This is a genomic window from Bacteroides sp. D20 (genome assembly GCF_003436255.1).
GTDB lineage: Bacteria > Bacteroidota > Bacteroidia > Bacteroidales > Bacteroidaceae > Bacteroides > Bacteroides uniformis.
On the sequence record NZ_QSOO01000017.1, the window covers coordinates 99,499 to 117,572 of the forward strand.

Below are 18,074 nucleotides of genomic sequence, written 5' to 3' on the forward strand. Positions count from 1 at the left end.
AAAATAGGCATCTCCTTAACAATAAAAATAAGCAAGCTTATTTTGTATTGTCTTCGGCTTACATTATCTTTGCCCCCCGAAAAAATAACTACTAATCATCAAAACAGAATATATTATGTTGAAGACTATTTTGTCCATTTCCGGTAAACCGGGATTATATAAGCTTGTTTCCCAGGGAAAAAATATGTTGATTGTAGAGTCGCTTGCAGACAAGAAGCGTTTCCCTGCCTATGGTAATGAGAAGATTATTTCTTTGGGCGATATCGCCATGTATACAGATACGGAAGATGTTCCTTTGAAGGAAGTGTTTCTTTCCATGAAGAAAAAGGAAAATGGTGCTGCCGTAGTGATGGATTTGAAGAAAGCTACTGCCGACGATTTGCGTGCTTACCTGGCAGAGGTATTGCCTACTTTCGATCGCGACCGCGTATATCCGTCCGACATCAAGAAATTGATTGTTTGGTATAATTTGCTGGTGGCAAGCGGTATGACGGATTTTGAAGAAACTCCTGCGGGAGAAACGAAGGAGGAAAGCAAGGCCGAGTAACCGGAGAAGGATTGAAATACAAAATAAAAGAGGCGATTCCCGACTATTGGGAATCGCCTCTTTTATTGGGGGGATACGGATTGCTTTTAATTTCTGAAAACCAGTCCGTCGTCAGTGGTACTGGCATCCACTGTAATAGGCTTGCTGCGGTCTACTTCCTGAGCCAGCAGCTTCTTCGACAAATCGTTCAGCAAATAGTGCTGTATGGCACGTTTCACCGGACGGGCACCGAATTCAGGGTCATACCCTGCATTGGCAAGGAAGTCTATGGCGGCATTTGTCAGAACCAGTTCCACACCGTTACCGGAAAGCATCTTCTGCACACTCTTGATTTGGAGCACCACAATTTGCTTGATTTCGGGCTCTGTCAGTGGCAGGAACATGATGGTTTCGTCGATACGGTTCAGGAATTCCGGGCGGATGGTCTTTTTCAGCATATTCATCACTTCCTTTTTGGTTTCCTCTACGATTTGCTCCTTATTGCTACTGTTGAGCTTCTCCATCTGGCTTTGGATATAGCCGCTGCCCATGTTGGAGGTCATGATGATAATCGTATTTTTGAAGTTGACCGTACGCCCTTTGTTGTCCGTCAGACGTCCGTCATCCAGCACTTGCAGCAAGATGTTGAATACGTCCGGATGCGCTTTCTCGATTTCGTCGAATAGGACGACAGAATACGGTTTCCGCCTTACGGCTTCTGTCAGTTGTCCACCTTCATCGTAGCCCACATATCCCGGAGGCGCTCCAACCAGACGGGAAACGCTGTGTTTCTCCTGATACTCGCTCATGTCGATACGGGTCATCATTGTCTCGTCGTCAAAGAGGAACTCCGCCAGCGCCTTTGCCAATTCCGTCTTACCTACACCGGTGGTTCCCAGGAAAAGGAATGAGCCGATAGGACGTTTCGGGTCTTGCAGTCCGGCACGGCTGCGTCGTACGGCATCGGATACGGCCTCGATGGCTTCGTCCTGCCCGATAACCCGCTGGTGCAGTTCCGCCTCCAGATGCAACAGTTTGTCCTTTTCGCTTTGCAGCATCTTGCTTACCGGTATGCCGGTCCAGCGGGATACTACGTCGGCGATGTCTTCAGCGTCCACTTCCTCTTTAATCATGGCCTTGTCGCCCTGCATCTCGTGCAGTTTTTGCTGCGTTTCTTCAATCTCCTGGTTCAGCGCTTGCAGTTTGCCGTAGCGTATTTCGGCCACCCGGCCATAGTCGCCTTCCCGTTCAGCCTTGTCGGCCTCGAACTTCAGGTTCTCTATTTCCACCTTATTCTGCTGGATTTTGTTGACAAGGGTCTTTTCACTTTGCCATTTCGCCTTGTACGAGTTTTCCTGCTCTTTCAGCTCGGCAAGTTCTTTGCCGATTTGTTCCAGTTTGGGCTTGTCGTTTTCGCGCTTGATGGCTTCACGTTCAATCTCCAGCTGCTTTATCTTACGCGAAATCTCGTCCAGCTCTTCCGGTACGGAATCGACCTCCATACGCAGCTTGGCGGCGGCTTCGTCCATCAGGTCGATAGCCTTGTCCGGCAAGAAACGGTCGGTGATGTAACGGTTGCTCAACTCTACGGCGGCGATGATGGCATCGTCCTTAATCCGTACGTGGTGATGGTTCTCATAACGTTCCTTCAGACCACGCAGAATGGAGATGGTGCTCAGTGTATCCGGTTCGTTCACCATGACAATCTGGAAGCGGCGCTCCAACGCTTTGTCCTTTTCGAAATACTTCTGATATTCATCGAGGGTAGTGGCCCCGATGCTCCTCAGTTCACCGCGTGCCAAGGCGGGTTTCAAGATGTTGGCGGCATCCATGGCACCTTCGCCCTTGCCGGCACCCACCAGGGTGTGGATTTCATCAATGAAGAGGATAATGTCTCCTTCCGACTTCTTCACTTCGTTGATAACGGCCTTCAGACGTTCTTCAAATTCGCCTTTGTACTTGGCGCCAGCCACCAGTGCACCCATATCCAGGGAGTAGACTTGTTTGTTCTTCAAGTTCTCGGGGACGTCTCCACGCAAGATACGGTGGGCAAGTCCCTCTACGATAGCTGTTTTACCGGTACCCGGTTCACCGATAAGAATCGGGTTGTTCTTGGTACGCCGACTCAGAATCTGCAGGACACGCCGTATCTCTTCGTCACGGCCGATGACGGGATCCAGTTTGCCGCTGCGGGCTGCTTCGTTCAGATTGATGGCATACTTTTCCAATGACTGGTAAGTGTCTTCGCTGGATTGTGAAGTTACTTTTTCTCCTTTTCGCAGTTCGTTGATGGCTTCCCGCAGTTCGCGTTCCGTCATCCCGGCATCTTTCAGAATGGTGGATGCAGTGCTTTTCACATTCAGCAAAGCCAGCAGTACCGGTTCCAGGGAGACGAATTCATCACCCATTTCCTTGGAATATTGGGTGGCCTTCTGGAACACTTCGTTCGTTTCACGGCTCAGGTATGGCTCTCCGCCGGATACCTTGGGCAGAGAATCAATTTGCTTGTCCAGTACAAGTGCTATCTGCTGACCGTTCATGCCCAGCTTCTGGAAGATGAAGTTGGTGACATTTTCACCCACTTTCATCACGCTTTGAAGCACATGCACGGGCTCGATGGCTTGCTGTCCACGGCTTTGTACCAGGTTCACAGCCTCCTGCACCGCTTCTTGCGCTTTAATGGTAAAGTTGTTAAAGTTCATATTTTGTTCTCCTTTCTATTTTATCAGTTTCATAACACTTGGGAAGGCGCAAAAGATTTGCCATTGGCACATTTCGGACAAATTGTCTGCATATAAAATATGTAAAATGACAAATTGTCTGTAAATCAGTCGTTTTGTTTCTTTCTACTTCTTTAGATAAGAAGTTGGAGCAAAGTTCCTTTTCGTATTAAACTCTATTGGTTAAAGAGAAGGGCAAATAAGGATGTCATGCATGAGATGTGCATCTCATGTAGTACGAGGTGTACATCTCATGTAGTACGAGATGCACATCTTATGTAGTGAGGGCCTATATGTTTTAGTAGCTAAGTCTTCGTGTTCCAGCTCCAAGGTTTCCGTGTTGCGGGGGAAGGATATTCTCTTTCCGCTTCGGAGATATAGATTAATTGCTTGGGATGATACAAGTTATTGATAAATTTGTCGTACTTTTACTGCTTCAAAGTTTTGTGCTTTCTGTGTGGTAGGTTTTCGGAGCTCCGCTTGCAGAGGAGCATTATGTATAATTATGTATTAAGATAGGAGATAATGGAGGATAAGATAAAGTTTCCGGCAAATGTGATATTGATAGATGTTGCATTTCTGAATGAAGTGGTATATGGTGCAAAGAACTTTTTGGAAGGTAAGTTGGGACGGAAGCTACCCGATGTTGACCTGCCGGCATGGTTGAGCTATCTGGCATTGGACGCCGGCTTGAGAGAACAAGAAAATGAGGTGGAAGTGTTGCTGGTGCATACTCCGGCAGCGGACGTGCTGAAGTGTTGTGAACCATCCGATGTGAATAAACTGAATCACCAGGCATGCCGTACGCCGCTGGGCGAATTTACATTTTCTTCCGTCACCTCTTCCGGTTTAGTCTCGACCGAAGAGTTGTTTCTTGACCTGATGAACCTGGCACTTGATTCTGCAGATGTGAAGTGTTTGATGCTGTTGCCTTTCCATCAGGTATATGGTAATGGAGTGGAGGAGAAGCTGGCGGGTTTCTTCAAAGACAAGAATGAGGAAGAACGGGGCAAAGCTGTGTACTTCATTACGGAGGAACCTCTGAGCCCGGTGTATTGCCGCCTGGAGCCGGTGTTTTATTCTTTGGCGCATGCTTTCGGCATCAAGTCTGACGAGTTATAAGATATAAGAAGTATATGAGTGATTTCCGTTTAAAAGTGTTTCAGTCTGTTGCCAAGAACTTGAGTTTTACAAAGGCTTCGCAAGAGTTGTTTGTAAGTCAGCCGGCTATAACCAAGCATATCCAGGAGCTGGAGGCCACTTATCAGACGAGGCTTTTCGACCGGCAGGGAAGTAAAATCAGTTTGACCGAGTCAGGCCGGCTGCTCTTGGAGCATTGCGAACGAATATTGGAGGAGTATAAACGGCTGGAATATGAAATGCACTTGTTACATAACGAATATATTGGAGAACTCAAGTTGGGAGCCAGCACTACCATTGCGCAGTATGTGCTTCCTCCGTTGCTAGGCAGTTTTATCGGCAAGTTTCCGCAGGTCAACTTGTCCTTGCTCAATGGAAACTCCCGGGAAATAGAAGCCGCTTTGCAGGAACACCGCATTGACTTGGGATTGGTGGAAGGGGTTTTCCGCCTTCCCAATCTGAAGTACACTACTTTTCTTGAGGATGAACTGGTAGCGGTAGTCCATTCCAAAAGCCGTTTGCAGTTGCCCGAAGAGATTACTCCCCAGGATTTGCCCGCTATTCCTTTAGTGCTCCGTGAGCGCGGTTCGGGTACGCTGGACGTGATAGAACGCTCACTCCAGAAGCACGGCGTCAAGCTTTCCTCACTCCATGTACTGATGTACCTGGGTAGTACCGAAAGCATCAAGCTCTTTCTTGAAAACTCCGATTGCATGGGAATCGTGTCTATCCGTTCCATCTGCAAGGAACTGGCGGCAGGCACTTTCCGCGTGGTCGAGATAAAGGATATGCCCATGCTTCGCGACTTCTGCTTTGTCCAATTGCAAGGGCAGGAAGGAGGATTGTCACAAGCCTTTATGAACTATATGTTTATGTCCCGATAACAATAAGTTATAGTCTATAAGTAGAAACGATTGGCGGGTGTACTAAAATAGAACTACCTTTGCACCCGGAAAATTAAGGAATAAACATTAGTAATAATAGTAAAATAAACAGTATGGCTTCAAATCGAGTTTTGGCTAAAAGCATTAATATGCCTTTTCTTCAAAGTAATAATAAATTTATTTATGTATCTCTTCTGGTTGTCCTCTCCTTCTTTCTGCTGCTGGATTATGTGCCCGGTATGCATGCCTATTCGGCGTGGGTCACTCCACCGTTGGCGTTGTTCTTGGGGTTGGCCTTTGCATTGTTGTGTGGGCAGGCACATCCGAAGTTCAATAAGAAGACTTCAAAGTATCTATTGCAATACTCTGTTGTAGGGTTAGGATTTGGAATGAATCTGCAGGCTTCCCTGGCTTCGGGCAAGGAGGGAATGGAGTTCACGATTATTTCTGTAGTAGGGACATTGCTCATAGGCTGGCTCATAGGACGTAAGTTCCTGAAAGTGGACCGTGACACTTCTTATCTTATCAGCTCCGGTACGGCTATCTGCGGAGGCAGTGCCATTGCGGCTGTGGGTCCGGTATTGAAGGCAAAGGATAGCGAGATGTCTGTGGCATTGGGCACCATCTTTATATTGAATGCCATTGCATTGTTTGTTTTTCCGATGATAGGCCACGCTTTGAACATGAGCCAGCATGAGTTCGGCACATGGGCGGCCATTGCCATACATGATACGAGTTCGGTAGTGGGAGCAGGTGCCGCATATGGCGAGGAGGCCCTGAAGGTGGCAACGACTATAAAGCTGACACGTGCCTTATGGATTATTCCTTTGGCTCTGGTAACTTCGTTCATCTTTAAGAGTAAGGGACAGAAAATCAGTATTCCTTGGTTCATCTTCTTCTTTGTGCTGGCTATGATTTTCAATACTTATGTGCTGGGCACTACCGAAACGGGTGCCATGATTGGGGAGGGAATCAATTCTTTGGCTCGCAAGACGCTGACTATCACTCTGTTCTTTATCGGTGCCTCTCTGTCACGTGATGTACTGAAGGCAGTAGGTATCAAGCCCTTGATACAAGGCACTTTGTTGTGGATAGTGATTAGTGTGAGCACGTTGGCATATATCTACTTGTTCTGATTGCATAGGTCCGGCAGTTCTTGAAGTATAATTTCTGGTTGAAGAAGTCGGTAGGATTTTTGCAACGTATTTCTTTCCTCATTGGATATATAGACGAATACACATCTCGGGATAACCGGGGTGTGTATCTCTTTTAATATCCTTCCCCATTGACGCCGGACCGGAGCAAGTGGAAGCCAAGTTATGATACCTTTTGCTTCCAGCATTGCTTTTGTCCTCGGTTCGGCGTGCTGACCAGTTAATACAATGTTCCAGAAATGTGGTTCTTTCAGCTGTTTTTTTATATCTTGAGAAGTCATAGTTAGTTCACTTTTTTGATGATAAAGTCGAAAGAGGTGAAGAATTGAGGGTGCTTACCGATAGATATGGGAAGAATAATGGTAATGGAGGAATTCCTCCCTTTCCTAATCTCTTTCTTGTTGTATATTCGAGAGTTTGCTTTATTTGCCGTATAAGTTGTCACGCCAATCTTTTGGCTTGTTTCTGCTTGACTTTTTATAATTGCAAAGGGAGTTTCCGCTTCTGCCAGTATGGGGTATTTGACTTCTGAGGTTCTTCCGTCCACAATGAATTGCATATTTTCCCAGTTTATTCGGATATCTTCTGAAGAGTTGTTGCGAATTATAATTTCCCATTGGGAGTCGTTTGGAATAAACTTATAAGTAACCCCATCTTTTGTATACTCTAATTTCCCTTTTTGGTTCTCCAGCCATTTAAAGGATACTTGGCATCCCGCATCAACGTATTGTGCAGATAAAGTGGTTGGAAATAGGAGAAACAGCAAAATGGCCAGCTTATTTTTCTTCTTATATTTCCGGTAGTCATTGTATATCCATAGCATAATAAAAATAATGCCGATAGGGATGGCTATGAGAATACATGTCAGTAAATTCATGATAGCAGATATTATTTGTTTGTTTATATGAATATGTTGCAAAAGTATCATAAAATATTTGATAAAACAAACGAATTATGAATAAAAAGAACGATACATACAGACAAATTGGTATTGGTGTTCCTTATAATATGAATGATTAATTTGTACCTTCATATAAATGGAAAAAAGTAATATATACATCGGAGAGATAATCAAGAACGTGATGCTTGAACAGCAGGTTACCAAGGCGGAACTTGCACGAAGACTGAAAGTTAAGCCTCAAAGTGTAGACTATATGCTTACGAGAAAAAGTGTTGATACGGATACGTTGTATAATGTCTCACGTGCCTTGAACTACGATTTTGCTTTGTTGTATTCCATTCATAAGGAACAGATAAATTATGATACGTTAGAGCAGGAATACAGACTCTCCACAGCGAAGGTGTTGGTGGAGCTTGAGCTGAAGCCTGAAGACATTGCAAAATTGAATCTTAAAAAGCGGATTGCTGATGTCTTGAAATAAACGCACTCTTGGGCTGGTGCTATTGGTGTTTTCATTTTTTTTCCATTTTTTCTTCCTGGTCGTGTAACAAAATCCTTTCCCCCTACGTCTGAAGGGTATAAACAGGAATCTACTATTGATAAATAGCCCATGGACGCTGAAAGTTTTAAAAAAGAGTTTCTGCCATATCATCGCAAATTGTACTGCATAGCTTATAGGCTGTTGGAGAATGCTGCCGATGCTGAAGATTTGGTGCAGGAAGCTTATCTGAAGTTGTGGGACAAGCGGGAAGGACTGGCCATTATCAGTAATCCGGAAGCATTCAGCGTTACTCTGGTGAAAAATATGTGCTTTGATTTGCTTCGTTCGGGAAAGTATACTTTGAGCAGACAGAGTGTGGAGTTGGCCGAAGTGCATAATATGTCTCAAGCAGATAACTTTGAAGTGAGGGATGAAGTGCAGCAGGTAAGGCACATCATTGCCCATCTGCCGGTGCAACAGCAGAAAATAGTAACGTTGCGTGATGTCAAGGGATGTTCTTATGAAGAGATAGAGCAGGTCACGGGATTGAATGCTACCAATGTCCGTGTACTGTTGTCCCGGGCAAGAAAAAAGATACGTGAGGAATTTAATAAATGGAGTAACTATGAAAGTCGAGGAAATTGAAAGGCTGCTCGCCGAATTTTATGAAGGGAATACCAACGAGCAGGAAGAAGAGTTGTTGAAGGAAGCTTTCAGAACCGAAGAAGTGCCCGAGCACTTGCAGAAGGACAAGAAACTCTTTCTCAGCTTTTTTCCCGGGGAAGTGGTGGATAATGTTCCCGCCGGATTGGAGGATAAACTGAGCCGGATGATTGATGAAAAGGCTGAAGAGGAACAACGTTTTTTCCACCGGAACAAGGCCAAACGTAATTGGCGCTGGATAGGAGGTATTGCTGCCACCATTCTGGTTCTTGTAGGTGTAGGTTATGGCATTACGAACATGGGAGAGGATATGCGTCCTCCTACACCTCAGGACACTTTCTCTGATCCGGAAGCTGCTTATAAGGCATTGCAGGCCACTTTAATCGAGGTGTCTGCGAATCTGAACAAGGGAATTGAACAGATAGAGGAAACGCGGATAGACGTAACGAAGGTGAACCAGGAAGTAAGAAAAGAAATTCAACAATAATCTGATATGAAAACAATGAAAATGATTTTGGCAGGTGTACTGCTGATGTTGCCTTTGCTTTGCCAGGCACAGAAGAACCTATTCAACAAGTATGGAGATATGAAAGGCGTGTCATCCGTCTACATATCCAAGGCAATGATAGAAACGAATCCCAACTTGTTTACTAAAGATGTTTATATTGGGAAAGTGTCCGGACAGTTGAACTCTGTGCAGGTACTTTCTACAATGGATAATAATGTAAAGAAAGAAATGCGTAAGGATCTTCGTTCTTTGGTGCAGTCTTCCAGATATGAATTGCTGATGAAGCAGAAGGGAACAGTCTCCAGTTCTGAATTCTACATGAGCCGTAAAGGGGAAAAGGTGAAGGAGCTGATTATGATTGTAGATGGTGCAGCCACTCTGAAATTTGTTTATCTGGAAGGTGATATGACTTTGAAGGATATACAGAATATCATGATGTATCAGAATACCAGCTGGAATGGGAACAATGTGAATATACAGCTTCCGGATATAAACTGGGCGGAGATAGAGAAGTTGAAGAACCGCGATTGGCTTGGAGAATTGAAGCATTCGCAAGAACTGGCATTGAAAGGGCTGGAAAATGTAGCCAAGCTGAAAGACAACAAGTATCTGAAAGAACAAATGGATACCGATACATGGAAACGTTTTGAAAAAAGCATGGAGGCTTTGGAAGAACGTTTGGAAAAGATGGAATAGGAAGCGGTAACCTTTTAGGGAAACTTGCCAATAGAATGTTTTGTTTTTCTATTGGCAAGTTTTTTTGTTATTTGTCTTTTCTCAATTCTGCAAAGATAAGCCCTTCCAGCTCTTCTGCCAGTTCCGGATTGTCAAGGATTACCTGCTTGGCGGCGTCGCGTCCCTGGGCAATTTTCGTCTCGTTATAGCTGAACCATGAGCCGCTTTTCTTGATGATGCCAAGCTCTGCACCCAAGTCAATGATTTCGCCTGCACGGGAGATGCCTTCACCGAACATGATGTCGAATTCCGCTCTACGGAAAGGAGGAGCTACCTTGTTCTTCACAACTTTCACTTTGGTCTGCTTGCCGATTACTTCATCGCCGTTCTTGATGGCTTGGCTTCCACGGATGTCAAGACGTACGGAGGCATAGAACTTCAGTGCATTACCGCCGGTAGTTGTTTCGGGATTGCCGAACATGACACCGATTTTTTCGCGCAACTGGTTGATGAAGATACAAGTGGTGCGTGTTTTGCTGACAGCTGCCGTCAGTTTACGCAAGGCTTGTGACATGAGCCGGGCTTGCAGACCTACTTTGTTGTCACCCATATCGCCTTCAATTTCAGCTTTCGGGGTCAATGCAGCCACAGAGTCCACTACAATGATGTCAATAGCGGAGGAACGGATCAGTTGCTCTGCGATTTCCAGTGCTTGTTCGCCATTGTCCGGCTGTGATATCAGCAGATTGTCCACATCCACACCCAGTTTTGCTGCATAGAAGCGGTCGAAAGCATGTTCTGCATCAATGAATGCGGCAATGCCTCCTGCCTTTTGCGCTTCAGCGATGGCATGAATGGCAAGGGTTGTCTTACCGGAAGATTCCGGGCCGTAAATTTCGATGATACGTCCGCGGGGATATCCTCCCACGCCAAGAGCCACATTGAGGCCGATGGAACCTGTGGGAATAACTTCTACTTGTTCGACGCTTTCGTCGCCCATTTTCATGATAGAGCCTTTACCAAAGCTCTTTTCTATCTTGTCCATGGCAGCCTGCAAGGCTTTCAGTTTTTCGCCCGATGCCAGATTGCTGCCATTTTCAAAATTCAGTTCGTCTTTTTTTGCCACGTTGTTAATGTTTAATGATTATAAAATTTGTGCCGCATGGTCTTTGGTCTTCACTTCTTTCGGAGTGATGATGCGCTCTACAATACCTTCTTCATTAATGATGAAAGTTGTGCGGAACGTTCCCATATATTTGCGGCCATACATGCTTTTTTCGCCCCATACTCCGAATTGTTCTACCAGCTTCTTGTCGGTGTCTGCAATCAGGGTAAAAGGCAGATTGTTTTTCTCAATAAATTTCTGGTGTGACTTTTCGCTGTCCACACTGACGCCGATGACTTCATAACCGGCTTTGCGCAGGTCGGCATAATTATCCCGCAGGTTGCAGGCTTGTGCCGTGCAGCCGGATGTCATGTCTTTGGGGTAGAAGTAAAGTACAATCTTCTTTCCCTTATAGTCGCTCAAGCGGATTTCTACACCTTTTTCGTTGATACCCAATACTTCGGGTGCTTTATCTCCTATATTCACTTTGTTAATGTTTAATGATTAGTGGATAATGATTAATGTTTAATCATTAATTTCAAACTTCCAAGTCTCCGTCGATAATCTCATGCCAAGGCAGGCCTTGTTTGTTGAGCTGTTCCATGAACGGGTCCGGATTGAATTCTTCAACATTCCATACACCCGGTTTTTTCCACAATCCCTTGAGGAACATCATGGCACCAATCATGGCGGGCACACCGGTGGTATAGCTTACGCCCTGCATACCGGTTTCCTTGTAGGCCTCCTGGTGGCTACAGTTGTTATATACATAGTAGGTACGCTCTTTGCCATCCTTTAGTCCGCGGATGCGGCAACCGATGGATGTTTCGCCTTCGTAGTTTTCGCCCAGGTCTTGCGGGTTGGGGAGGACGGCTTTCAGGAATTGCAGCGGAACAATCTTCATGCCGTTATATTCCACTTCGTCTATGCGTGCCATGCCGATGTTCTGGATAACGCGCAGGTGGGTTAGATACTCTTGTCCAAACGTCATCCAGAAGCGTGCACGCTTGATGGTGGGGAAATTCTTCACCAGAGACTCCAGTTCTTCGTGATAAAGCAGGTAGGAGTCGCGCGGACCGATGTTCGGATAAGTCAGGTCTTTGTGGATTTCCAGCGGCTTGGTTGTCACCCATTCTCCGTTTTCATAATAGCGGCCGTTCTGTGTAATCTCACGGATATTGATTTCCGGATTGAAGTTGGTGGCGAATGCTTTATGATGATTTCCGGCATTGCAGTCTACGATGTCCAGATATTGTATTTCGTCAAAATGATGTTTGGCGGCGTATGCAGTATAGATGCCGCTCACTCCCGGGTCGAAACCGCAACCGAGGATGGCGGTCAGTCCGGCATCTTCGAAGCGTTTCTTATAGGCCCATTGCCAACTGTATTCAAAGTGGGCAACATCTTTCGGCTCATAATTGGCGGTATCCAGATAGTTGACTCCACTTTGCAGACAAGCCTCCATGATGGTGAGGTCTTGGTAGGGGAGGGCTACGTTGATGACGATTTCGGGTTTGAAACTATTGAAGAGTGCTACCAGTTCGTCCACGCTGTCGGCATCTACCTGGGCGGTTTTGATGTTCGGGTTACCGATTGCCTTGACAACAGCGTCACATTTGGACTTGGTGCGGCTGGCTATCATGATTTCTGTAAACACATCAGGATTTTGAGCCACTTTGTGCGCAACAACGGTACCTACACCGCCTGCACCGATAATAAGAACTTTACCCATTTCTTTGTACTATATTATTATATTAGGTTTATAAAAAATACGGAGAGCAAATATAAGGGTTAATTCTTAGATAAACATTAAAATCCTGCTAAATACTTTGAGGTAAATGCTTCAAATATTAAACAAATTACTTGCATTTGGGTTATTTTCTATATATTTGCCCCTTGAATAAATTAACTTAAACAACGAATAACAATGAAAAAAGTATTTGTTTCCCTATGCATGGCAAGCGTGTTGATGGGCTTGTCTTCTTGTGCATCAACCAAAAATGCCGCAACTCTTTCTTCCATCAGCGGTGAGTGGAATATTATTGAAGTGAATGGTACTGCCGTAGTCCCTGCTCCGGGTCAGGAATTTCCCTATATCGGTTTTGACACAAAGACTGGAAAAGTATTTGGCAACAGTGGTTGCAACCGTATGATGGGTTCGTTTGACGTGAATGCCAAACCCGGCACGATTGACCTTGGCGCTTTGGCAAGTACCCGTATGGCTTGTCCGGATATGACTGTAGAAAATAATGTGTTGTCGGCTTTGAACAAAGTGAAAAAGTATAAGAAGCTGGGAAAGGAAAATATAGCTTTATGCGGTGCTTCCAATCGTCCCATAGTCGTGTTGCAGAAGAAAGAGTCCGTTTCCAAGTTGTCTGATTTGGAAGGAAGGTGGATAATTAGTGAGGCTGCGGGCGAGGCTATTCCCGACGGAATGGAGAAGCAGCCGTTCATTGAATTTAATATTGCAGAAAAGCGCTTGCACGGCAATGCGGGTTGCAATCTGATTAACGGCGCTTTCCAGGTTGATGATGAAAATCCGTCGGCAATCTCTTTCCCGCAAGTTATCAGTACCATGATGGCATGCCCTGATATGGAGGTGGAAAGCCGTGTGCTGAAAGCCTTGAATTCCGTTCAGTCTTTTGGCAAGCTGGCAGGCGGAGGCATCGGGCTGTACGATGCTGACAATAACCTGGTGATGGTGTTGGTGAAGAACTGACAAGATAGGTTGAAATAATAAAGGCTCTTACAGAAATAATCTGCTAAGAGCCTTTTTTGCATCTTGACATAAAAAGGTCTTTTACTTTTTCTTTAATCCTGCGCGTATCCGGCTCAGGGATTGCGGAGTGATGTAGAGATAAGAAGCCAGATACTTGAGCGGTACATCCTGCAGCAGTTCCGGATTCTCTTCCATCAGTGTCATGTACCTTTCTTTGGCAGTGGGAGGGGTGCCGTAGGCTACTGTGGAACTGTCTACCGACAGAATTTCCCGTTCAAAGATTCTTCTGCCGAAGTTGGCCATGTCTATGGAATGCGAAAAAAGGGCTTCCAGCTCAGGCTTACTGATACAATAGGCGATGCTTTCATTCACTGATTCGATGTTGATGAGGGAAACCTCGCTGTCCACATATCCCCACGATGAGAAAGCTGTGTCGCCCGGTGCGGCGAACCAAAGGGAGTTTTCCGTGCCGTCTGTCAGGTAGTAGGCGCGCCAGATGCCTTTCTTCAAAAGATAGAAGTTGCTGTTCCTTTCCCCTTCGCTGATAATGCGTTCTCCCTTGCTGAAACGAACTTCTGCCATGTGTGACAGAAGTTCGTGCAAAGTGTTTTCCGGTAGTTTATACTTCTTGCAGAATTTCTTTATCATAGTTTCCATGCTGCAAAGATAGTGTAAACCGAAGACAGGACTTTTATGCTTGCATGAAAAAGTTATGTTGGGGTGCAGCCCATCTTGTCTAAAGATACGGATTTTTCTTTATGTTCCTTTTTCCCGGATATGTAAATCACGAGGATAAATAGGGTTGTCAGCATTTCTGCAAGAGGAGTGGCAAGCCAGATTCCCCGGTCTCCCAATAGCAGGGGCAGTCCGAAAAAGCAGGCTGTCAGCAGGATAAAACCACGCAGCAGGGTGATAACTGTGGCATACTTGGCACGCTCCACACTCTGGAAATAGCCGATGGATACGATGTTGACGGCAAAGAACACGAAGCCGGTGGCATACAAAGGCAACCCTTTTACCGCTATGTCATAAGCCGGATAACTGCGGTCTATGAACATGCCGACAATTTCAGGGCTGCAGAATATTGTGGCCAGGGCAAAACATACCCCGCAGCCTATGGCCGTTTTCAGTGCCAGCAAGTAGGCGCGGCGGACACGTTGGCTCTCGTTCAGGCCGTAGTTATAACTGATAATCGGCTGCGCCGACTGCGCAATGGCATTATATACCATAAATATAATAGGAAAGAAATAGCAGGCAATGCTGAATGCCGCCACTCCGTCTTCCTTCAAATAATGGATGAACACCTGGTTGCCGACAAACATCATGCAGGCAATCGCCACCTCGCACAAGAAGGCGGAGGAACCCAATCGGCACATATAGCCAATGTTGCGGCGCATCAGTTGCATGCTTTTCCGGCTCATCTTAATGGGGTGAAAGCGCAGTGCGCACCGGCGGCGCATCAGATAGAATACTATCATCAATGCACCTACCGTGGTACCTATGGCACTTGCCAGTGCGGCACCGAACATTCCCCAGCCAAAGGGGAAGATGAACAGATAATCCAATAGGATGTTCAGAACGGCAGCCACCACATTGCACATCATGGCGAAGTTGGGCGAACCGTCCAGCCTCAGAAAAAACATACCCGAATTGAGCAATGCCGTGAACAGAGAGAAAGGCACAAACCAAAGCATGTATTCCACAGCCAATGGCGTGAGCCGTTCGGACCCTCCGAGCAGCTTTACCACCTGCGGGGCAAATGAACAGAATAGGGTGGAGGTGCACATCAGCAACAAGGAAGATATGACTACCGACTGCGTGATATTGATGCGTGCCACCTTGACCTTTCCGTGTGACAGATGAATGGAGGCTACCACAGAGGCGCCGACGCCGAACATAAGTCCCACACCCGTAGAAAACAACCATAGCGGTGCCACAATGTTGACCGCCGCCAAAGCATCACTGCCGATTCCTTTTCCGACAAAGATGCCGTCGGTGATAACGAATAGTGCGGAGAAAATCATCCCCAGTACAGTAGGGAGCAATAGTTTGCGGAACAATGTCTTGATGTCCGTGTTCTTGAAGTCGATACTGTCTCTCATTTTTTCCATACTCATCTTATTTATTTCTTTAATATGTGAAAACCAATCATTTCCGTTGCTACGATTAAGCCCAATGTTAACTAATCCTTAATCGTTCCACTATGGTGGAACGATATTTCCCTCGTGGTGGAATGATATTTTCTCCACGGTGGAACAATATTTCCTCCATGGAGGAACGGTTAAAGGTATGCAAGGGAAATGATTAATGTTGTTCATGTTTTATCATCTCTGATTCGGGCGACAAAAGTAGAGCTTTTGAATGGAATGGAAATTAACAAATGGTAATTTCCGACAGAAAAAATGATTTTAATTCTGCCAAACTGACAGATAAACTGCCACAAGTATAAATCTGCGGCTGCTCTGAACAATTTGGCACAACGTTTGTCTTTTTATTGGCGTCTGCCACTGAGGCGGACGTCGAAACAGAATAATAACAAATAAAAAAATAACGATCATGGGAAAAATTATTGGTATTGACTTAGGAACAACAAACTCTTGCGTTGCAGTATTCGAAGGTAACGAACCTGTAGTAATTGCAAACAGTGAAGGCAAGCGCACCACTCCTTCAGTAGTAGCATTTGTTGATGGTGGCGAACGTAAAATCGGTGATCCTGCCAAGCGTCAGGCTATCACGAACCCCACCCGTACGGTTTTCTCCATCAAACGTTTCATGGGCGAAAACTGGGACCAGGTACAGAAAGAAATCGGCCGTATGCCTTATAAAGTAGTAAAGGGTGACAACAATACTCCGCGTGTAGACATCGACGGACGTCTCTATACCCCGCAGGAAATCTCTGCAATGATTCTGCAGAAGATGAAAAAGACTGCCGAGGATTATCTGGGACAAGAAGTGACAGAAGCTGTAATTACCGTCCCCGCATACTTCTCAGACTCCCAACGCCAGGCTACGAAGGAAGCCGGTCAGATTGCAGGTCTTGAAGTGAAGCGTATTGTGAACGAGCCGACTGCCGCAGCTCTTGCTTACGGTATTGACAAGTCTCACAAGGACATGAAGGTTGCCGTATTCGACCTTGGTGGTGGTACATTCGATATCTCTATCCTCGAATTCGGTGGCGGTGTGTTCGAAGTATTGTCAACCAACGGTGACACTCACCTGGGTGGTGATGATTTCGACCAGGTAATCATCGACTGGCTGGTTCAGGAGTTCAAGAACGACGAAGGTGCCGACCTGACTCAAGACCCGATGGCTATGCAACGTCTGAAGGAAGCTGCTGAAAAGGCTAAGATTGAACTGTCCTCTTCTACAAGCACTGAAATCAACTTGCCGTACATCATGCCGGTAGGCGGTGTGCCCAAGCACTTGGTGAAGACGTTGACCCGTGCCAAGTTCGAGGCTCTGGCTCACAACTTGATTCAAGCTTGTTTGGAACCTTGTAAGAAGGCTATGAGCGATGCTGGTCTGAACAATGCGGACATCGATGAAGTAATCCTTGTAGGTGGTTCTTCACGTATCCCGGCTGTACAGAAGTTGGTAGAAGACTTCTTCGGTAAAGTTCCTTCCAAGGGTGTGAATCCGGATGAGGTAGTAGCCGTAGGTGCTGCCGTGCAGGGTGCCGTTTTGACGGACGAAATTAAGGGCGTTGTGTTGCTGGATGTTACTCCGCTGTCTATGGGTATCGAGACTATGGGTGGTGTGATGACGAAGCTGATTGATGCCAACACTACCATCCCCTGCAAGAAGAGCGAGACATTCTCTACTGCTGCCGACAACCAGACGGAGGTTACCATCCATGTATTGCAGGGTGAGCGTCCGATGGCTGCACAGAACAAGTCAATCGGCCAGTTCAACCTGACAGGTATTGCTCCGGCACGTCGCGGTATTCCTCAGATTGAGGTGACATTCGATATCGACGCCAACGGTATCTTGAAGGTGTCTGCCAAAGATAAGGCTACCGGTAAGGAACAGGCTATCCGTATCGAAGCTTCCAGCGGTTTGAGCAAGGAAGAAATCGAAAAGATGAAAGCCGAAGCCGAAGCCAATGCCGAAGCAGATAAGAAAGAGCGTGAGAAAGTAGACAAGTTGAACCAGGCCGACTCTATGATTTTCCAAACCGAAAATCAGTTGAAGGAACTCGGCGACAAGCTCCCTGCCGACAAGAAGGCTCCGATTGAAGCTGCTTTGCAGAAGCTGAAAGATGCCCATAAGGCTCAAGACCTGGCTACCGTAGATTCTGCCATGGCCGAACTGAATACGGCATTCCAGGCTGCAAGTGCTGAAATGTATGCCCAGAGCGGTGCTCAGGGTGGTGCACAGGCTGGTCCTGATATGAATGCAGGTCAACAAGGCGGTGCTCAGGATAATACAAAGCATGGCGATAATGTGCAGGATGCTGATTTTGAGGAAGTGAAGTAAGTTGCAATAGGTGATTTTATAGAAAAAAGAGGCGTGTAATCCATTAAGTTGCACGCCTCTTGTGTTTTTGAGGCACTATAAAATATTTTGTGTAAATGCAAAATACGGGATTCAGTATGGGT

18 protein-coding genes are annotated in these 18,074 nt (G+C 46.0%); 10 read left to right on the top strand and 8 right to left on the bottom strand.

Annotated features, from left to right (window positions below; translation table 11 throughout):
* The first annotated feature begins 115 nt into the window (after positions 1-115).
* On the top strand, positions 116-547 hold the full coding sequence (locus DXD78_RS16570) for a DUF5606 domain-containing protein (protein ID WP_009038123.1): 432 nt from the start codon (positions 116-118) through the stop codon (positions 545-547).
* 86 nt (positions 548-633) lie between these two features.
* Here DXD78_RS16570 and clpB read toward each other — a convergent pair whose 3' ends face one another.
* Positions 634-3,228, bottom strand: coding sequence for an ATP-dependent chaperone ClpB (gene clpB / locus DXD78_RS16575; protein ID WP_009038124.1), 2,595 nt, complete (start codon positions 3,226-3,228; stop codon positions 634-636).
* Positions 3,229-3,771: 543 nt separating this feature from the next.
* Here clpB and DXD78_RS16580 point away from each other — a divergent pair.
* The 3 genes from DXD78_RS16580 to DXD78_RS16590 all read left to right on the top strand — a co-directional run bounded on the left by DXD78_RS16580 (position 3,772) and on the right by DXD78_RS16590 (position 6,406).
* Positions 3,772-4,368: a DUF6621 family protein gene (locus DXD78_RS16580; protein ID WP_005831783.1), complete on the top strand. Its 597-nt coding sequence runs from the start codon at positions 3,772-3,774 to the stop codon at positions 4,366-4,368.
* Positions 4,369-4,382: 14 nt separating this feature from the next.
* Complete coding sequence (locus tag DXD78_RS16585; protein ID WP_009038125.1) at positions 4,383-5,270, top strand: LysR family transcriptional regulator; 888 nt, start codon at positions 4,383-4,385, stop codon at positions 5,268-5,270.
* A 113-nt stretch (positions 5,271-5,383) separates the two neighbouring features.
* Positions 5,384-6,406, top strand: coding sequence for a YeiH family protein (locus DXD78_RS16590; protein ID WP_009038126.1), 1,023 nt, complete (start codon positions 5,384-5,386; stop codon positions 6,404-6,406).
* Here DXD78_RS16590 and DXD78_RS21505 read toward each other — a convergent pair.
* Together DXD78_RS21505 and DXD78_RS16600 are read right to left on the bottom strand one after the other, a co-directional pair.
* On the bottom strand, positions 6,394-6,705 hold the full coding sequence (locus DXD78_RS21505) for a transcription termination/antitermination NusG family protein (RefSeq protein ID WP_009038127.1): 312 nt from the start codon (positions 6,703-6,705) through the stop codon (positions 6,394-6,396). The two genes, DXD78_RS16590 and DXD78_RS21505, sit on opposite strands and share 13 nt — an antisense overlap.
* 2 nt (positions 6,706-6,707) lie before the next feature.
* Complete coding sequence (locus DXD78_RS16600; RefSeq protein ID WP_009038128.1) at positions 6,708-7,301, bottom strand: hypothetical protein; 594 nt, start codon at positions 7,299-7,301, stop codon at positions 6,708-6,710.
* 160 nt (positions 7,302-7,461) lie between these two features.
* Between DXD78_RS16600 and DXD78_RS16605 the strand changes: the two genes are divergently transcribed.
* The 4 genes from DXD78_RS16605 to DXD78_RS16620 all read left to right on the top strand — a co-directional run bounded on the left by DXD78_RS16605 (position 7,462) and on the right by DXD78_RS16620 (position 9,673).
* Entirely contained in the window at positions 7,462-7,806 is a 345-nt protein-coding gene (locus DXD78_RS16605) for a helix-turn-helix domain-containing protein (RefSeq protein WP_005832695.1), read from the top strand.
* 129 nt (positions 7,807-7,935) lie between these two features.
* A complete protein-coding gene (locus tag DXD78_RS16610; RefSeq protein ID WP_009038129.1) occupies positions 7,936-8,451 on the top strand; it encodes an RNA polymerase sigma factor in 516 nt (171 codons plus the stop codon).
* On the top strand, positions 8,432-8,956 hold the full coding sequence (locus tag DXD78_RS16615; RefSeq protein WP_005832693.1) for a hypothetical protein: 525 nt from the start codon (positions 8,432-8,434) through the stop codon (positions 8,954-8,956). The genes DXD78_RS16610 and DXD78_RS16615 overlap by 20 nt, the downstream gene beginning before the upstream one ends.
* A gap of 6 nt (positions 8,957-8,962) precedes the next feature.
* A complete protein-coding gene (locus tag DXD78_RS16620; protein WP_005832692.1) occupies positions 8,963-9,673 on the top strand; it encodes a DUF4252 domain-containing protein in 711 nt (236 codons plus the stop codon).
* Between the two features lie 67 nt (positions 9,674-9,740).
* Here the strand turns inward: DXD78_RS16620 and recA are convergent, their stop codons facing one another.
* Genes recA through DXD78_RS16635 form a run of 3 tightly spaced genes read right to left on the bottom strand, consistent with a single transcriptional unit; the run spans position 9,741 to position 12,489 of the window.
* Positions 9,741-10,778 carry a recombinase RecA gene (gene recA, locus DXD78_RS16625; protein WP_005831765.1) on the bottom strand — a complete coding sequence of 346 codons (1,038 nt, stop codon included), beginning with the start codon at positions 10,776-10,778 and terminating at the stop codon, positions 9,741-9,743.
* Between the two features lie 18 nt (positions 10,779-10,796).
* Positions 10,797-11,243 (bottom strand): thioredoxin-dependent thiol peroxidase, encoded by a 447-nt coding sequence (bcp, locus tag DXD78_RS16630; RefSeq protein WP_005831763.1) that lies wholly within the window; start codon positions 11,241-11,243, stop codon positions 10,797-10,799.
* A 52-nt stretch (positions 11,244-11,295) separates the two neighbouring features.
* Complete coding sequence (locus tag DXD78_RS16635; protein WP_005831761.1) at positions 11,296-12,489, bottom strand: saccharopine dehydrogenase family protein; 1,194 nt, start codon at positions 12,487-12,489, stop codon at positions 11,296-11,298.
* Positions 12,490-12,684: 195 nt separating this feature from the next.
* Between DXD78_RS16635 and DXD78_RS16640 the strand changes: the two genes are divergently transcribed.
* Positions 12,685-13,476, top strand: coding sequence for an META domain-containing protein (locus DXD78_RS16640; RefSeq protein WP_009038130.1), 792 nt, complete (start codon positions 12,685-12,687; stop codon positions 13,474-13,476).
* Between the two features lie 81 nt (positions 13,477-13,557).
* On the opposite strand, the gene DXD78_RS16645 is transcribed toward DXD78_RS16640, so the two are convergent.
* Positions 13,558-14,133, bottom strand: coding sequence for a Crp/Fnr family transcriptional regulator (locus DXD78_RS16645; protein WP_009038131.1), 576 nt, complete (start codon positions 14,131-14,133; stop codon positions 13,558-13,560).
* 53 nt (positions 14,134-14,186) lie between these two features.
* Positions 14,187-15,587 carry an MATE family efflux transporter gene (locus DXD78_RS16650; RefSeq protein ID WP_034529672.1) on the bottom strand — a complete coding sequence of 467 codons (1,401 nt, stop codon included), beginning with the start codon at positions 15,585-15,587 and terminating at the stop codon, positions 14,187-14,189.
* Positions 15,588-16,032: 445 nt separating this feature from the next.
* On the opposite strand from DXD78_RS16650, the gene dnaK reads away from it, so the two are divergent.
* Entirely contained in the window at positions 16,033-17,952 is a 1,920-nt protein-coding gene (gene dnaK / locus DXD78_RS16655) for a molecular chaperone DnaK (RefSeq protein ID WP_005831748.1), read from the top strand.
* Positions 17,953-18,074 lie beyond the last annotated feature (122 nt).

What these genes read in the sequence shown, in the direction of transcription:
- DXD78_RS16650 (WP_034529672.1), bottom strand. Translation starts at nt 15,587, where the DNA reads ATGGAAAAAATGAGAGACAGTATCGACTTCAAGAACACGGACATCAAG.
- DXD78_RS16600 (WP_009038128.1), bottom strand. Translation starts at nt 7,301, where the DNA reads ATGAATTTACTGACATGTATTCTCATAGCCATCCCTATCGGCATTATT.
- DXD78_RS16610 (WP_009038129.1), top strand. Translation starts at nt 7,936, where the DNA reads ATGGACGCTGAAAGTTTTAAAAAAGAGTTTCTGCCATATCATCGCAAA.
- DXD78_RS16640 (WP_009038130.1), top strand. Translation starts at nt 12,685, where the DNA reads ATGAAAAAAGTATTTGTTTCCCTATGCATGGCAAGCGTGTTGATGGGC.
- clpB (WP_009038124.1), bottom strand. Translation starts at nt 3,228, where the DNA reads ATGAACTTTAACAACTTTACCATTAAAGCGCAAGAAGCGGTGCAGGAG.
- DXD78_RS16605 (WP_005832695.1), top strand. Translation starts at nt 7,462, where the DNA reads ATGGAAAAAAGTAATATATACATCGGAGAGATAATCAAGAACGTGATG.
- DXD78_RS16620 (WP_005832692.1), top strand. Translation starts at nt 8,963, where the DNA reads ATGAAAACAATGAAAATGATTTTGGCAGGTGTACTGCTGATGTTGCCT.
- DXD78_RS21505 (WP_009038127.1), bottom strand. Translation starts at nt 6,705, where the DNA reads ATGACTTCTCAAGATATAAAAAAACAGCTGAAAGAACCACATTTCTGG.
- DXD78_RS16570 (WP_009038123.1), top strand. Translation starts at nt 116, where the DNA reads ATGTTGAAGACTATTTTGTCCATTTCCGGTAAACCGGGATTATATAAG.
- DXD78_RS16585 (WP_009038125.1), top strand. Translation starts at nt 4,383, where the DNA reads ATGAGTGATTTCCGTTTAAAAGTGTTTCAGTCTGTTGCCAAGAACTTG.
- DXD78_RS16645 (WP_009038131.1), bottom strand. Translation starts at nt 14,133, where the DNA reads ATGGAAACTATGATAAAGAAATTCTGCAAGAAGTATAAACTACCGGAA.
- DXD78_RS16580 (WP_005831783.1), top strand. Translation starts at nt 3,772, where the DNA reads ATGGAGGATAAGATAAAGTTTCCGGCAAATGTGATATTGATAGATGTT.
- dnaK (WP_005831748.1), top strand. Translation starts at nt 16,033, where the DNA reads ATGGGAAAAATTATTGGTATTGACTTAGGAACAACAAACTCTTGCGTT.
- DXD78_RS16635 (WP_005831761.1), bottom strand. Translation starts at nt 12,489, where the DNA reads ATGGGTAAAGTTCTTATTATCGGTGCAGGCGGTGTAGGTACCGTTGTT.
- DXD78_RS16615 (WP_005832693.1), top strand. Translation starts at nt 8,432, where the DNA reads ATGAAAGTCGAGGAAATTGAAAGGCTGCTCGCCGAATTTTATGAAGGG.
- DXD78_RS16590 (WP_009038126.1), top strand. Translation starts at nt 5,384, where the DNA reads ATGGCTTCAAATCGAGTTTTGGCTAAAAGCATTAATATGCCTTTTCTT.